The following is a 14,180-nucleotide window of genomic DNA, read 5'->3' on the forward strand; positions in this document are numbered from 1 at the left end:
CCGGCAGGTTGTCGCAAACCGGGGTGATTTCCCTCTGTAGAAGGCTCTAGAATCGGTTTCCCCCGTCTGCTGGTGCGTCATGTCGGCTCCCCCTTCTCCGTCTGCGGCTGCCCCCCGGGGTGGCCTTGTCGCGCTGGCCTTGCTGCTGGTCTATGTGGTCTGGGGCTCGACCTACCTGGGCATCGCCAAGGCCCTGCATGGCGGCGCGCTGCCGCTGACCATGGTCTCCGGCAGCCGGTTCATCATCGCCGGCGGTGTGATGTACGCGGCGCTGCGCCTGTTCTGGAAGCTGCCCAGGCCGACCCTGCGGCAGTGGCGCAACCTGCTGATCATGGGCGTGACCATGCTGGTGCTGGGCAACGGCATGGTGGTGCTGGCCGAACGCGAGGTGTCTTCGGGCCTGGCGGCGACCGCGGTGGCCTCGGTGCCGCTGTGGATGGCGTTGTTTTCAGCGTTGCGCGGCCAGCACGCCAGCCGCGGTGAGTGGCTGGGCATCGCCATCGGCTTCCTCGGCGTGGTCTGGCTCAATGCCGGCAGCAGCCTGACCGCCTCGCCGACCGGGCTGGTGCTGCTGTTGATCGCACCGGTTGGCTGGGCGTTCGGCTCGGTGTGGGCGCGCGGGCTGGACCTGCCGGGCCCGTTCATGACCGCAGCCGGGCAGATGATCTGCGGTGGCGTGCTGCTGGTGCTGATCGGCCTGGCCGTTGGCGAACGCCCGACCACGCTGCCCGACACCGGCGGCTTGCTGGCGATGGCCTATCTGTGTGTGTTCGGCTCCATCGTCGCCTTCACCGCCTACGTGTGGCTGCTGCAGAACGTGCGCCCTGCACTGGCCGGCAGCTACGCCTACGTCAATCCGGTGATCGCGGTGCTGCTGGGCGCGCTGCTCAACGGTGAGCGCTTTGGCTGGCGTGACCTGCTGGCGATGGTGGTGATCCTGCTGGGCGTGGTGGTGCTGACGATGGCAAGGACGCGCAGGAAATGAGCATGGACGAAAAAGAACAACGCCGTGGCCTGCTGGTCACCGCCTCCACCTTCGTGATCTGGGGACTGGTGCCGGTGTACTGGCACCTGCTCAACGAGGTGCCCTCGTTCCAGATCATCGCCCACCGCATCATCTGGAGCACGGTGCTGGTGCTGGGCTGGCTGCTGCTCAGTGCGCGCCTGGGCTGGTGGCAGAAGATCGCCGCGCAGCCGCGCGCGCTGCCGATCCTGCTGGTGTCGAGCCTGACCATCGCCTTCAACTGGGGCCTGTACATCTGGGCGGTCAACGCCGGCCATGTCATCGAGACCAGCCTGGGCTACTTCATCAACCCGCTGGTGAACGTGCTGCTGGGCGTGCTGGTGCTGAAGGAACGCCTGCGCCGCCTGCAGTGGGTGGCGGTGGCGATGGCGGCGGTGGGCGTGGCCTGGCTGACCATCGACGCCGGCACGCCGCCCTGGATCGCGCTGGGCCTGGCCTGTTCGTTCGGGCTGTACGGCCTGCTGCGCAAGCTGGTCTCGGTCGATCCGGTGGCCGGGCTGGGCGTGGAAAGCCTGTACCTGTTCCTGCCGGCGCTGGCCTTCGCGATCTGGGCCGAGAACGGCCATGGTGGCGCATTCTTCCATGGTTGGGGCTGGCGCAACGATCTGCTGCTGATCTTCGGGGGCGTGGTCACCGCTGTGCCGTTGATCGGTTTTGCCTACGGCGTGAAGCGGATTCCGCTGTCGCTGGTCGGCATCCTGCAGTACATCGCACCGAGCCTGCAGCTGCTGCTGGGCGTGTTCTTCTTCCATGAAGCCTTCGATACCGGCAAGGCGATCGGCTTTGCCGCGATCTGGGCCGGCCTGATCCTGTTTGTTGGCGACAACCTGCGCGCGATGCGCAAGCGATAGCGGCTCTGGGGTCAGAGCCCTTCGCCGGGCGAAGGGATCCGACCCCGCTTCCTGCAAAAAGAACGGCGCCCCGAAGGGCGCCGTTCTGCTTCCATCCACGGCCAGGAGAGAGAGATGGCCGTGACGGGAACGCGGTTGCAGATGATGGGCGCGCGATTCTAGAGGGTTTCCCTGGGCAACGGTCTGACAGCGTGCCGGCAAGATGAATCGCGTCCAACAATCCACAGACGCGTGACAGAAAAAAGGACGGAGTTTTCGCTCCGTCCTTCCGGGTGTACCGCTGCGAAACCCAAGCTCAGGTTTCGCGCAGCGCCGTGGTGATCGGCAGGCGCGCCGCGCGCAACGCCGGGAACAGGCCGCCGACCAGGCCGATGCCCAGCGCCCATTTCAGCCCGGTCCACAGCAGTTCCGGCGACACATGGAACTTGAACACCACCGCGCTGAAGTTGCTGCCGATGGTGGACACGCTGTAGCCATTGAACAGCAGCCACGCCACCGCGCAGCCGAGCAGGCCGCCGAGCAGCGCCAGCAGCATCGTCTCCAGCATCACCGCGGTCACCACCGGCAGGCCGCGGAAGCCGATCGCGCGCATCGTGGCGATCTCGCGCGCACGCGTGGCCACCGCTGCATACATGGTGTTGAGCGCGCCGAACACCGCACCGACCGCCATGATCGTGCCGATCACCTTGCCGAGGATGTCGATCAGCTTGGTCAGGCCGCCGCCCTGCTTGCCGTAGTAGGCACGGGTGGTTTCCACGTCCAGCTTCAGGCGCGGGTCGGCCGCCACGGCGGTCTTGAACTGCTCGAAGCCCGGCTTGCCCTCGGTGCGCACGGTGATCGACTGCCAGGCACTGCGCTGGTAGGTGGTGGCCAGCGTGTCGGCGTCGGTCCACAGTTCCGAGTCATGCGCATCGCCGGTGGCGAACACGCCCACCACGGTCCAGGTCTGGTTGCCCAGGGTCAGCGTCTTGCCCACCTCCAGGTCGCGGAACTGGCCCTTGGCGCCCTGGCCGACCACGATCTCGCGCAGGCCGGTGCCGAACTTGCGGCCTTCGACGATCTTGACCCGGTCATGCACCGCCCACGCCTGCGGGCCGACGCCACGGAACTGCGCGTTGACGTCGGTGCCATCGGACTTCGACACCAGGTTGACCACCTGTGACAGTTCCGGCGACAGCAGCGGACGGCCCTGCGCGTCGCGGCTGATGCCGGGCAGGGTGGACAGCATCGGCACCTGTTCGCGGGTGATCACCGAGTTGGTCTCGGCCTGCGAGCCTCCGCGCAGCACGATGGCGGTGGTGTCATCGCCGGTGTTGTTGAGCGTGGCCTGGAAGCCTTCGCCCATCGCCAGCATCGCCACCAGCACGCCGACCACGCCGGCGATGCCGACCACGATCACCGACGATGCGCCCCAGCGCTGCGGCAGGCTGGCCACGCCGATGCGGGTGGCCGCCAGGGCCAGCCGCCCGCCGCGGGTCAGCAGCAGCCACAGCGCCACCAGCACGGCCACGGCCAGCACGCCGATCCACGGCAGGCCGATCCACAGCACCAGGCCGATGACCAGCAGCAGCACGGTCAACGCGTTGCCGGCCCACTTCTTGAACTTGTTCATCTGCAGGTCTCCTCAGCGGCCGGCCAGTGCGTCGACGATCTTCAGGCGCTTGGCACGCAGCGCCGGCAGCAGGCCGACGATGATGCCGATCACCACGATCAGGCCCAGCCCCATCAGCCAGGTCGGGGTGGGTACGTGCGGTGGCAGCATGCCCATGCTCTTGGGGCTGATGGCCGGCAGCACCAGTGACGCCAGGCCCATGCCGATCAGGCCGCCCAGGCCGATCAGCAGCACCGACTCCACCATCACCAGGGTCAGCACGGTGCTGTCCTTGAAGCCCAGGGTCTTCAGCGTGGCCAGCTCCGGCACGCGTTCGCGCACCGCCTGCGCCATGGTGTTGCCGGTCAGCAGCAGCAGGGTGAAGAACACCGCGCCCATGATCGAGGTGACGATCATGCCGATGTCGGCGAACTGCTTGACGAAGGCCTGCTGGAACGCCGATTCGGTCTGGGTCTTGGTCTCGTGGTCGGAGTTGGCCGAGATCGCATCGATGGCCTGCGCCACGCGTGAGGCGTGGTCGACGTTGTCCAGCGTCACCGTGTACCAGCTCACCTGGTTCTTGATGTAATCGTTGGATTCATCGAAGTACTTCCAGTTCATCATCAGCTGGCGTTCTTCGTTGGCCGCCAGCGCACGGTCCTTGGAGCGGTAGATGCCCTTCAGCTCCAGCGGCCAGTCGTTGCTGCCACCGCGCGGGAAGATCGTTGCCTGCAGCGGGATGGTGTCGCCGATCTTCCAGCCGAACTGCTTGGCCAGGGTCTCGCCGACGATGGCACCGGTGCGCGTCTGCTTCCAGTCTTCCAGCTGCGCCGGGTCGATCTGCAACTCGCGGTAGACGTCGAAGTAGTTGGGCGAGACCGAGAAGTTCGGGAAGAAGTTCTTCGGGTCCTGGTAGATGCCACCGAACCACATGCCGTAGGCCACATCGCGCACACCGGCCACCTGGCGGATCTGGGTTTCCAGGCGGATCGGCAGCGACTGGGTGATCGACAGCCGCGAGGCCACGACCAAGCGATTGGCGCCTTCCACGCTGCCGCCGGAGGCGAACGCCACCCGCACCGAATCGAGCATGCCAAACAGCAGGAACGCGGCTACCACCGACAGCAGGGTCAGCAGGGTGCGGGTGCGGCTGCGGAACAGCTGCGCCCACACCAACGAGAAATATTTCATCGCCGTGGCCTCCGTCAGTGAGCCAGCGGCGCGTCGGCCAGCTCGCCCTTGTCCAGGTGCACCGTGTGGGTGGCGTACTCGGCCGCCTTCGGGTCATGGGTGACCATGATGATGGTCTTGCCGTGCTCACGATTGAGCTGCTGCAGCAGGCCCAGGATCTCTTCGGCGGACTGGCGGTCGAGGTCGCCGGTGGGTTCGTCGCAGATCAGGAAGGTCGGGTCGGAGACGATGGCGCGGGCGATCGCCACGCGCTGCTGCTGGCCGCCGGACAGTTCATTGGGGCGATGGCTGCGGCGGTCGGCCAGGCCGACCAGGGTCAGCGCGATCTCGGCATTGCGCTTGCGCTGGGCGGCACTGAGATGGGTCAGCAGCAGCGGCAGTTCCACGTTCTTCTGCGCGGTCAGCATCGGCATCAGGTTGTAGAACTGGAACACGAAGCCGACGTGGTGGCTGCGCCAGGTGGACAGCTGGCCACCGCTCATCTGGTCGATGCGCTCGCCTTCGATGCTGATTTCGCCGCCGCTGGGATTGTCCAGGCCGCCGATCAGGTTGAGCAGGGTGGTCTTGCCCGAACCGGACGGGCCCATCAGTGCGACGAAGTCGCCGCGCGCGATGTCCAGGTCAATGCCGTGCAGCACCTGCACTTTCTCGGGGCCACGCTGGTAGGTCTTGGTGATGTTGCGCAGTGAAACCAGGGTCGACATGGGTGGTTCTCCACGGAAGGCGGGAAACGGGGAAGCGCACCGGCCGGGGCCGGGGGCGTGCGTCGAACGGTGCTGCCGGCGGCGCCCGAAGGCGCCAGGCCGTTACTGCGCTTGTTTCTGTTGCACCTTGGCGCCATCGCGCAGGGTGTCCGGCGGATTGACCACCACCGACTCGCCTGCACTTACGCCCTTGAGGATCTGACGGTCCTTGCCCATCGCCTGGCCGGCCTCGACCGTGCGCTGCTGCACGCGGTTCTCATCAGCCAGCACGAAGGCCACCGAAGCGCCATCGCGCTGGACCACGGCGCCGCCCGGCACGCGCACGCCCTGCGGCTTGGCCGCGGCCTGCGGCTGCGCCTGTTCCAGGAAGCTGACCCGCACGCCCATCTCCGGCACGATGCGCGGGTCCTTCACCTTCAGCGCCACGCGCACCTTCACCGTGGCCTTGCCGCGGTCGGCGGTGGGAATGATCGCGATCACCTCGCCCGGGATCTTCCATTCCGGGTAGGCGTTGAGCGTGGCTTCCACCGGCATCTTCGGCTGTACGCGGCCGATGAAGGCTTCGCCGACCTCGACCTCGATTTCCAGCGAATCCATGTCGACGATGGTGCCGATGCCGGTACGGGTGAAGCCACCACCGGCCGACAGTGGCGAGACGATTTCGCCCGGCTGCGCCGCCTTGGCGGTGACCACGCCGGAGAACGGCGCGCGCACCACGTTGTTGTCCACGCCCAGGTCGGCGATGGCCAGCTGGTCGTGGGCGACCTTGACGTTGCGCTGTGCGGTATCCAGCTGCGCACGCAGGCTGTCGCGCTGGGCCACGGCCTGGTCGTACTGCGAGCGCGACACCAGCTGCTGGCCCACCAGCGCCTGCAGGCGGCTGGCTTCGGCGGCGGCCTGCCGCTGCTGCGCCTCCAGCCCGGCCACCTGGCTGCGCGCGGCCTGCAGCTGCGAGGCGTACAGGCTGCGCTGCGCATCGGCGTCGATCGGGTCCAGCGTGGCCATCACCTGGCCGGCCTCGACCCGCATGCCTTCCTCGATCATCACCTCGCGCACCTTGCCGGTGATCTTGGCCGACACCGTGGCCATGCGCCGGGCGACCACATAGCCACTGGCATCGAGCACCGAACTGCTGGCGCTGCCCTGCTGGATGGCCACTGCCGGCGCGGTTTCCACCTCCACGGCGGGGGTGCGGCCGAACAGTGCGAAGGCGCCGGCGGCCAGCAGCAGCGCAATCACGATGATCACGATCCACAGCCAGCGGCGTCCACCGCCACTGCCGCCGGAGGCGGGCGGCGGCGACTTGCGTTCGATACGGAGTTCCTTCAACAGCTCGGCAGAAGCGTTCATTCGTTCCATCACAGGCGTTCGGGCGGGTGTGACCGGAAGGGCGGACGGCGGCGGTTCCGGCGGTGGAGCGTGCGGCACAGCATGCAGGCAGGCACAGCGATGACGGCAGTGACAGCTGTCATCCGATGTCACTGACGGCGGCAACTGCGAAATGTGACCACGGCGGCACAGGATGGCAACGTCCCCGCTACCGGTACCGCCCATGGATCCGATCGCCCCGTCGCTGGCTCGCCTGCAGCAGGTGCAGGTGCGCTATCGCGACCATACCGCCCTGCACGGCATCGACCTGCAGGTCCGCGCTGGCCAGGTGCTGGCATTGCTGGGCCGCAACGGTGCCGGCAAGAGTACCGCGATCAGCGTGCTGTTGGGCCTGCGCCGCGCCGATGCCGGCCAGGTCGAGCTGCTGGGCGGCGACCCGCAGCAGCGCGCCAGCCGCCTTGGCCTGGGCGTGATGCTGCAGAGCACCAGCCTGCCGCCGATGCTGCAGGTGGACGAGCTGGTGGCCCAGGCCAGTGCCAGCTACCCCGATCCGATGCCGCTGCCGGAGGTGCTGCAGCGTGCCGGGCTGCAGGCGCTGGCACGCCGCCGCTATGGCCAGCTGTCCGGTGGCCAGCAGCGCGCCGTGCAGTTCGCCATCGCGGTGTGTGGCCGCCCGCGCGTGCTGTTCCTGGACGAGCCGACCACCGGCCTGGACCTGCAGGCACGGCAGACCCTGTGGCAGGCGATCCGGCAGCTGGTGGCCGAAGGCTGCGGGGTGCTGCTCACCACCCACTACCTGGAAGAGGCCGAGGCCCTGGCGCAGCAGGTGGTGGTGCTGGAACAGGGCCGGGTGCTGGCCGATGCGCCGCTGGCCGAGCTGCGCCTGGCCGACCGGCCGCGCCGCATCCGCTGCCGCAGTGTGCTGCCCGCCGAGCAGGTGCAGCAGTGGCCGGAGGTGCAGCAGGTGCAGCGCGACGGTGAGCACCTGCAGCTGCTGGCCAGCCCGGCCGAACCGGTGGTGGCGCGCCTGCTGGCGGCCGACGCGCAGCTGCGTGAGCTGGAAGTACAGGGCGCGGCGCTGGCCGACGCCTTCCTCGACCTGACCCGGGAGGCCGCATGAACACTCCGATCCGCAGCGCCCCGATCCACAGCGCCCCGATCCGCAGCGCCGCGCAACCGGCCCCTGCCTGGCGCCAGGCCGTGCGCCCCTACCGTGCCGAACTGCAGGCCGAGCTGCGCCGCGCCTGGCGCACGCCGGCGTTCGCCGTGCCTTCGTTGCTGTTTCCGGTGCTGTTCTATCTGCTGTTCGGTGTGCTGCTGGGGCGTGGCCACGCGCCGTTGTACCTGCTGGCCACCTACTGCGTGTTCGGCGCGATGGCGCCGGCGCTGTTCGGCTTCGGCGTGCAGCTGGCGCTGGACCGCGAAGGCGGCCTGCTGACGCTGAAGCGCGCGTTGCCGATGCCGGCCGCGGCACCGTTGCTGGCACGCCTGGCCATGGCCGTGATGTTCGCGTTGCTGGTGGCGGTGGTGTTGATCGGCGTGGCGCGCGTATTCGGCGGTGTGCAGCTGTCGGCGTTGCAGATGCTGCAACTGCTGGCAGTAGCGGGGCTGGCTGCGTTGCCGCTGGGGGCGATCGGTCTGCTGATCGGCAGCCATGTCAGTGCCAGCGCCGCGCCGGCGATGGTGAATCTGGTCTACCTGCCGCTGGCGTTGCTGTCGGGGTTGTGGCTGCCGCTGTCGGCGCTGCCCAAGGTGTTTTCGATGATGGCACCGCTGTGGCCCACCTGGCATCTGGCGCAGCTGGCGTTGCCGGTGGTCGGGCTGCCGTCGGTGGGCAACGTCGCCGGCCATCTGCTGGTGCTGCTGGCGGTCACCTTCGTGGCGTTGCTGCTGGCGCGGCGCCGCCTGCGCCGGATCGGCTGAACTGGCATGATCGGCAACGATCGTCCCCGCCTGGATCCTCCCGTGCCGCCGAGCTGGCTTGCCTCCCTGCTGCGTCCCGCGCCGGATTCGGCCGTGGCCGACAACCTGCGCCGGGGCAAGCCGGCCTGGGCCGATGCCATCCACCTGCTGTGGACGGTGTGGGTGTTCATGACGCCGCTGTTTTCCGGGGGCTACACGCTGCGCTGGCTGTGGTTCACCCTGGCCAGCTATCCGTTGTTCCTGCTGCTGTATGCGCGCCTGCTGCTGTCGCCGCGGCACCACGCGCCCCGCTACGCGCTGGCGATGACCGCGCTGGCCATCGTGCTGGTGCCCTGGTACCCGTCGGGCATCAGCTACTTCATCTTCGGCTGCGTGATGCTGCGGGTCTGCGGGCGCAGCAGCTGGTGGCGCTATCTGTTGCTGCTGGCCGCACTCAACGCGGTGTTCTACCTGGTGGCCTACCTTGCGCACTACCCGTGGCAGAGCCTGGTCTGGGTGCCGGCGGTGTCGTTCATCATCGGCATGGTGGTGAACGTGGAGACGGTGAACAAGGAAAAGGACGCCGCATTGCAGCTGTCGCAGGAGGAAGTGCGGCGGCTGGCGACCACCGCCGAGCGCGAGCGCATCGGCCGCGACCTGCACGATCTGCTGGGCCATACCCTGTCGCTGATCACCTTGAAGCTGGAGCTGGCGCGCAAGCTGCACGACCGCGGCGACGCACGTGCACGGCAGGAGATCGGCGAGGCCGAGGACATCGCGCGTGAGGCACTGGCACAGGTGCGCAGTGCGGTCACCGGCATCCGTGCCAGCGATCTGGCGGGCGAACTGGCCTCGGCACGCCTGCTGCTGGAATGCCAGCAGGTGCACCTGCACTATGCGCCACCACCGGCGATGCCGGTGGACGTCGAACGCGGCCTGGCGCTGGTACTGCGCGAAGCGGCCACCAACATCGCCCGGCATGCGCAGGCAACGCAGGCGCGGGTGGATTTCATGCTGGAAGGAAGGATGCTGGCGATGCAGATCCGCGACGATGGCCGCGGCGGTGTGCAGGCCGAAGGCAATGGCCTGTGCGGGATGCGTGAGCGGGTGGCGGCGCTGGGCGGGCAGTTGCAGATGCAGTCTGCGAAGGGCGAGGGCACGGTGCTGACCGTGCGCGTGCCTGTGGGTGCGTCCACCACGCCGCTGCCGCCGGGCACGCCGCCGACGCTGGCAGCGGGCGGTGCCGCATGATCCGCATCCTGCTGGCTGAAGACCAGGCGATGGTGCGGGGTGCGTTGTCGGCGCTGCTGGGCCTGGAGCCGGACATCGAGGTGCTGGGCAGCGCTGCCGACGGCGAAGCCGCCTGGCGCATGCTGCAGCAGCTGCAACCGGACATCCTGGTGACCGACATCGAAATGCCGGGCCTGTCGGGGCTGGAGCTGGCACAGCGCATCGCCCGCCATGCGTTGCCGATCAAGGTGGTGATCGTGACCACCTTCGCCCGTGCCGGTTTCCTGCGCCGCGCGCTGGAAGCGGGCGTGCTCGGCTACCTGTTGAAGGATGCGCCGGCAGAGAATCTGGCTGAGGCCCTGCGCAAGGTAAAGCAGGGCATCCGCGCGATCGATCCGCAGCTGGCGCTGGATGCGTGGTCGCAGGCCGACCCGCTGACCGACCGCGAACGCCGTGTGCTGCGCCTGGCCGGTGAGGGCCGCACCGCCAGCGAGATCGCCGAGCAGCTGGGGTTGTCGCACGGCACGGTGCGCAACTACCTGTCCGAATGCATCGGCAAGCTGGGTGTGGCCAACCGGATCGAGGCGTATCGGCTGGCACGGCAGAAGGGATGGTTGTAGCGGATCATTTCCGCGCCTGCGGAGAGGTGTCACTTTCTTTGCTCGTGCAAAGAAAGTAACCAAAGAAACACGCCGCCAGAGCGCGAGCCGTCGCTCCGCGCCGGTTCCCTGCGCTTCTCGGTGAATCAGGGGACGGCGCCGAACTCGCTGCGCTCAGACATCGACGCCTCTGCGCCCCTGATTCGCCTGCGATGCTCGGCTCGCTCAAGGCGGACCCAAGAGCAAAAGCCGCAGCTGCACCCAGTAGATCCACGCCATGCGTGGATGCTCTAGCCGTTGATCTTGCCCTTCCAGTCCGCCTTCAAGCGAGCCGAGCACCGCAGGTCCGGCGAGGGCGAAGAGGCGCGGGTGTTTGAGCGCAGCGAGTTCCCGCGCCGTCCCTCGACGGGCCGAGGAGCACAGGGCACCGGCGTGCGCAGCACGTCGGCTCGCGGCCGGCGGAGCGTTTCTTTGGTTACTTTCTTTGCGCGCAAAGAAAGTGACACCCCTCCGCGGGCGCGGAAACGATCCGCCGGGAACGCCCGGCGAACCCTTTCAATCCTTCCCGCGCGCCATCGCCTGGAACACCCCATCGCGGCGCACCCACAGGTGGAACAGCGCCGCACCCACGTGCATCAGCACCGTGGCGAACAACACATACGCCAACAGGCTGTGCGCATTGCGCAGGGCGGCATACAGCGCCGGGGTGTGCGGCACGATCGGCGGCAGGTGCAGGCCCCCCCCGAGCACGATCGGGTAGCCACCGGCCGACAGCATCGCCCAGCCGATCAGCGGCATCGCCAGCATCAGTGCGTACAGCATCCAGTGCGAGGCTTTCGCAGCCACCACCTGCCACACCGGCAGGTCGGCCGGTAGCGGCGGCGGGCGGTGGCGCAGGCGGTTGTACAGGCGCAGCAGCACCAGCAGCAGGATCGCAATGCCCAGCGGGCGGTGCAGGTCGATCAGCACCGGACGCAGATGCAGCGAGGCGACCATGGTCACGCCGATGAACAGCATGGCGATGATCATCAGCGCCATGGTCCAGTGCAGCACCCGCGCCAGCAGGTTGAAGTGGCCGTTGCCGTTGCTCATCGCGCGGCCTCCTTCGGTTGCTCGACGTTGCCGCTGGCGCGCTCGCGCTCGCGGCGGTTGAAGGATTGCGAATACACGGCCGAGCGCGCGGCCAGGATCGGATCGTCACTGCCGCGCACGCCGCTGGGCAGGATCAGTGGATCGAAGTTGATCTGGCCGCAGGCGCCTTGCTCCTGCGACTGCATGCGGTCCAGGCTGAGCACACCGGCCACCACCTCATCGCGCGACGCGGGCCACGGCACCGACGGATCATCGACGGCATCGCCAGGCGCGGCGGTGCTGACCACCAGGTTCCAGCGCACCGGGCCATTGGCCAGGCGCTGTTTCAGTTCCTGGCTGAGGAAATCGACGCTGGCCTGCTTGCGCGTTTCGGCATCCATCTCCACCACCGCCGCCTGCGGCTGCCAGCGCCAACGCACGGCTCGCTTCTGGCCCTGCGCATTGGTGAACCAGAAACTGTTGACGCTGTTGAAGGTGGTGTCGGCCCAGCTGCTGGTCCACGGTGCGGTCTTGGCCCACTGCTGGAACGCCTGTGCACTGGGGTATTTCGCCAGCACCGCCGCCATCTTCTGCGGGTCGGGCTTGCCGGTGGCCGGGTCGGGAATGGAGGCACGCGTCTGCTCGAAGAACGCCTCGGCGTTGGGCACAGCGAAGAACGGGAAGCTGTTCATCGCCATGCGCCATTCCTGGCCGTCGTCGCTGACCATCTGCACCGCGAGGCTGCGCACGCGTGCGGTGTTGTCGGCGCCGTAGGGGTCGCCACCGCCGATCGACAGGCGGCCCATCACCGGCACCCGGGTCTGCGAGAACACCCGTGCGCTGGACAGGGTAGGCGCCTGCGCGCTGGGCTCGAACCAGCCACTCACGCAGATGCCCTTGCTGTGCGCGCGGCGGAAACCCGGATGGGCCGGGCCGGTGGCCTCGATGGTGTCGGTGAAGCGCTGCGCGGTGAGGCGGTTGCCGATCCAGCCGGCCAGCCAGGCGAAGGTCAGCGCGACCGCACCCAGAATCAGCGCAATCAGTGCGATCCAGAGCAGTGGCGAAGGCGTGCGCGGTGCGCCTGGCGTCTGGCCGGCACGGGTGTAGCGGAAGAGCGACATGGTCGGAGTCCTGCCTTCACGGAGCGTGTGGGTGGTCGACCCACACATCCTCGCAGAACCCTTCCAGGCCCGGTATTCAAATTTTCGTCAAGTTTGCCGGGGACGGCGTGCCGACCAAGGTCGGCACCCACCGGGATTGCGGGTCAGCACCTGTGCCCGCACCTGCATGGGTAGCGCCGGGCCATGCCCGGCGGCGCCATCAGGCGTAACGCGCCTTCAGCATCGCCCACGCCGAGCGCAGCGCCAGCGCTTCGCCACCGGCTGGCCGGCCCGGGCGCTCGCCATCGTTCCAGGCATACACGTCCAGGTGCGCCCAACGCTGGCCGTCCTGCAGGAACCGCTCCAGGTACAACGCGGCGGTGACCGAGCCGGCCATGCGCGAACCGGCGTTGGCCAGGTCGGCAATGCCGCTGCTCAGGTAGCGCAGGTAGGGGCGCCACAGCGGCATGCGCCAGACCGGGTCGCGCGTTGCATCGCCAGCCTGCAGCCACTGCTGGGCCACCGTGTCGTCGTTGCTGAACAGTGCCGGCAGATCCGGGCCCAGCGCGATGCGGGCGGCGCCGGTGAGAGTGGCGAAATCCAGCACCAGGTCCGGCGTCTGCTCACCGGCGAAGGTGAGCGCGTCGCACAGGATCACGCGGCCCTCGGCGTCTGTGTTGTCGATCTCCACGCTCAGGCCCTTGCGGGTGGCGATCACTTCGCCGGGGCGGAACGCATCCGGACCGATTGCGTTTTCCACCGCCGGTACCAGCAGGGTCAGCCGCACCGGCAGCCCGCGTGCCATCACCAGGCCGGCCAGGGCCAGCGCGTGGGCGGCGCCGCCCATGTCCTTCTTCATGTTGCGCATGCCGTCGGCCGGCTTGATGTCCAGGCCGCCGGTATCGAAGCAGACGCCCTTGCCGACCAGCACCAGCGACGGATCGGTGTCCTTGCCCCAGCGCAGCACCACCAGGCGCGGCGCGCGATGCGAGGCGCGGCCCACGGCGTGGATGGCCGGGAAATTCTGCTTCAGCAGTTCATCGCCGGTGATTGCCTCGACCTGCGCACCGTGTGCATCGGCCAGCGCACGCGCGGCATCTTCCAGCTGCTGCGGGCCCATGTCCTCGGTCGGGGTGTTGACCCAGTCGCGCACGCGCAGGCTGGCGGCGATCAGGTCGGCCACTTCGCCGGACGGTGCAGCCACCAGCTGTGCCGGCGCACGGTTGCGCTTGCGGTAGCGGTCGAAGCGGTAGCTGCCCAGGCCCCAACCCAGCTGCAGCAGCGCCTGTTCGGTGGCCGGCAGTTCATTGGCCAGCTGCCAGACGCTGCCTTCCGGCAGCGCGTGCGGCGCGTGCGCGTAGCTGTAGGCATCGCCCCGATCGCCCACGCCCATCACCGCGCCGGCCAGGCCATCGGCACCGGGCAGCAGGGCCACGCTGTGCGCGCCGGCGCTGAAGCCCTGCGAGGCCAGCCACGCCTGGGTCGCGGCCGGTTGGTCGTCTTTCCAGGCGGCAAACTGTTCGCGGTCCAGCACGTACAGCGGCAGTGCCGCGGTGGTGTCGGCGGTGAAGCCAGTGATCTCGCTCAT

At 68.5% G+C, this 14,180-nt stretch carries 13 protein-coding genes; 6 read left to right on the forward strand and 7 right to left on the reverse strand.

Annotated elements, in window-relative coordinates:
- Positions 1-79: 79 nt before the first annotated feature.
- Together yedA and rarD are read left to right on the forward strand one after the other, a co-directional pair.
- Positions 80-985: a drug/metabolite exporter YedA gene (gene yedA, locus C9412_RS10270; protein WP_107231509.1), complete on the forward strand. Its 906-nt coding sequence runs from the start codon at positions 80-82 to the stop codon at positions 983-985.
- Positions 982-1,875, forward strand: coding sequence for an EamA family transporter RarD (rarD, locus tag C9412_RS10275; protein ID WP_107231510.1), 894 nt, complete (start codon positions 982-984; stop codon positions 1,873-1,875). Before yedA ends, rarD begins: the two co-directional genes overlap by 4 nt.
- Before the next feature lie 295 nt (positions 1,876-2,170).
- Here rarD and C9412_RS10280 read toward each other — a convergent pair whose 3' ends face one another.
- The 4 genes from C9412_RS10280 to C9412_RS10295 all read right to left on the reverse strand — a co-directional run bounded on the left by C9412_RS10280 (position 2,171) and on the right by C9412_RS10295 (position 6,711).
- Complete coding sequence (locus C9412_RS10280; protein WP_107231511.1) at positions 2,171-3,487, reverse strand: ABC transporter permease; 1,317 nt, start codon at positions 3,485-3,487, stop codon at positions 2,171-2,173.
- A 12-nt stretch (positions 3,488-3,499) separates the two neighbouring features.
- A complete protein-coding gene (locus tag C9412_RS10285; protein ID WP_057498632.1) occupies positions 3,500-4,657 on the reverse strand; it encodes an ABC transporter permease in 1,158 nt (385 codons plus the stop codon).
- Positions 4,658-4,671: 14 nt separating this feature from the next.
- Complete coding sequence (locus tag C9412_RS10290) at positions 4,672-5,361, reverse strand: ABC transporter ATP-binding protein (RefSeq protein ID WP_004153799.1); 690 nt, start codon at positions 5,359-5,361, stop codon at positions 4,672-4,674.
- 102 nt (positions 5,362-5,463) lie between these two features.
- A complete protein-coding gene (locus C9412_RS10295; protein ID WP_107231512.1) occupies positions 5,464-6,711 on the reverse strand; it encodes an efflux RND transporter periplasmic adaptor subunit in 1,248 nt (415 codons plus the stop codon).
- Positions 6,712-6,913: 202 nt separating this feature from the next.
- Between C9412_RS10295 and C9412_RS10300 the strand changes: the two genes are divergently transcribed.
- From C9412_RS10300 to C9412_RS10315, 4 genes are read left to right on the forward strand one after another with little or no spacing between them, the layout of a single operon-like run.
- On the forward strand, positions 6,914-7,810 hold the full coding sequence (locus tag C9412_RS10300; protein ID WP_107231513.1) for an ABC transporter ATP-binding protein: 897 nt from the start codon (positions 6,914-6,916) through the stop codon (positions 7,808-7,810).
- Positions 7,807-8,613: an ABC transporter permease gene (locus C9412_RS10305; RefSeq protein WP_107231514.1), complete on the forward strand. Its 807-nt coding sequence runs from the start codon at positions 7,807-7,809 to the stop codon at positions 8,611-8,613. The genes C9412_RS10300 and C9412_RS10305 overlap by 4 nt, the downstream gene beginning before the upstream one ends.
- A gap of 6 nt (positions 8,614-8,619) precedes the next feature.
- On the forward strand, positions 8,620-9,843 hold the full coding sequence (locus C9412_RS10310) for a sensor histidine kinase (protein WP_107231515.1): 1,224 nt from the start codon (positions 8,620-8,622) through the stop codon (positions 9,841-9,843).
- Positions 9,840-10,442: a response regulator transcription factor gene (locus C9412_RS10315; RefSeq protein ID WP_107231516.1), complete on the forward strand. Its 603-nt coding sequence runs from the start codon at positions 9,840-9,842 to the stop codon at positions 10,440-10,442. Before C9412_RS10310 ends, C9412_RS10315 begins: the two co-directional genes overlap by 4 nt.
- Before the next feature lie 534 nt (positions 10,443-10,976).
- Here the strand turns inward: C9412_RS10315 and C9412_RS10320 are convergent.
- From C9412_RS10320 to C9412_RS10330, 3 genes are all read right to left on the reverse strand, one after another.
- A complete protein-coding gene (locus C9412_RS10320) occupies positions 10,977-11,513 on the reverse strand; it encodes a cytochrome b (RefSeq protein ID WP_107231517.1) in 537 nt (178 codons plus the stop codon).
- Positions 11,510-12,613 carry a catalase family peroxidase gene (locus tag C9412_RS10325; protein ID WP_107231518.1) on the reverse strand — a complete coding sequence of 368 codons (1,104 nt, stop codon included), beginning with the start codon at positions 12,611-12,613 and terminating at the stop codon, positions 11,510-11,512. Before C9412_RS10325 ends, C9412_RS10320 begins: the two co-directional genes overlap by 4 nt.
- Positions 12,614-12,812: 199 nt before the next feature.
- Positions 12,813-14,180, reverse strand: a complete 1,368-nt coding sequence (locus C9412_RS10330; RefSeq protein ID WP_107231519.1) for a M17 family metallopeptidase — start codon at positions 14,178-14,180, stop codon at positions 12,813-12,815.

Origin of the sequence: Stenotrophomonas sp. Nf1 (assembly GCF_003028475.1) — a bacterium.
In the GTDB taxonomy this organism is placed as follows: domain Bacteria; phylum Pseudomonadota; class Gammaproteobacteria; order Xanthomonadales; family Xanthomonadaceae; genus Stenotrophomonas.

Coding starts and splice junctions, on each gene's coding strand:
- C9412_RS10315 (WP_107231516.1), top strand. CDS start 9,840: ATGATCCGCATCCTGCTGGCTGAAGACCAGGCGATGGTGCGGGGTGCG.
- C9412_RS10320 (WP_107231517.1), bottom strand. CDS start 11,513: ATGAGCAACGGCAACGGCCACTTCAACCTGCTGGCGCGGGTGCTGCAC.
- C9412_RS10280 (WP_107231511.1), bottom strand. CDS start 3,487: ATGAACAAGTTCAAGAAGTGGGCCGGCAACGCGTTGACCGTGCTGCTG.
- C9412_RS10325 (WP_107231518.1), bottom strand. CDS start 12,613: ATGTCGCTCTTCCGCTACACCCGTGCCGGCCAGACGCCAGGCGCACCG.
- C9412_RS10300 (WP_107231513.1), top strand. CDS start 6,914: ATGGATCCGATCGCCCCGTCGCTGGCTCGCCTGCAGCAGGTGCAGGTG.
- yedA (WP_107231509.1), top strand. CDS start 80: ATGTCGGCTCCCCCTTCTCCGTCTGCGGCTGCCCCCCGGGGTGGCCTT.
- C9412_RS10305 (WP_107231514.1), top strand. CDS start 7,807: ATGAACACTCCGATCCGCAGCGCCCCGATCCACAGCGCCCCGATCCGC.
- C9412_RS10310 (WP_107231515.1), top strand. CDS start 8,620: ATGATCGGCAACGATCGTCCCCGCCTGGATCCTCCCGTGCCGCCGAGC.
- C9412_RS10330 (WP_107231519.1), bottom strand. CDS start 14,180: ATGAGCGAGATCACTGGCTTCACCGCCGACACCACCGCGGCACTGCCG.
- C9412_RS10285 (WP_057498632.1), bottom strand. CDS start 4,657: ATGAAATATTTCTCGTTGGTGTGGGCGCAGCTGTTCCGCAGCCGCACC.
- C9412_RS10295 (WP_107231512.1), bottom strand. CDS start 6,711: ATGAACGCTTCTGCCGAGCTGTTGAAGGAACTCCGTATCGAACGCAAG.
- rarD (WP_107231510.1), top strand. CDS start 982: ATGAGCATGGACGAAAAAGAACAACGCCGTGGCCTGCTGGTCACCGCC.
- C9412_RS10290 (WP_004153799.1), bottom strand. CDS start 5,361: ATGTCGACCCTGGTTTCACTGCGCAACATCACCAAGACCTACCAGCGT.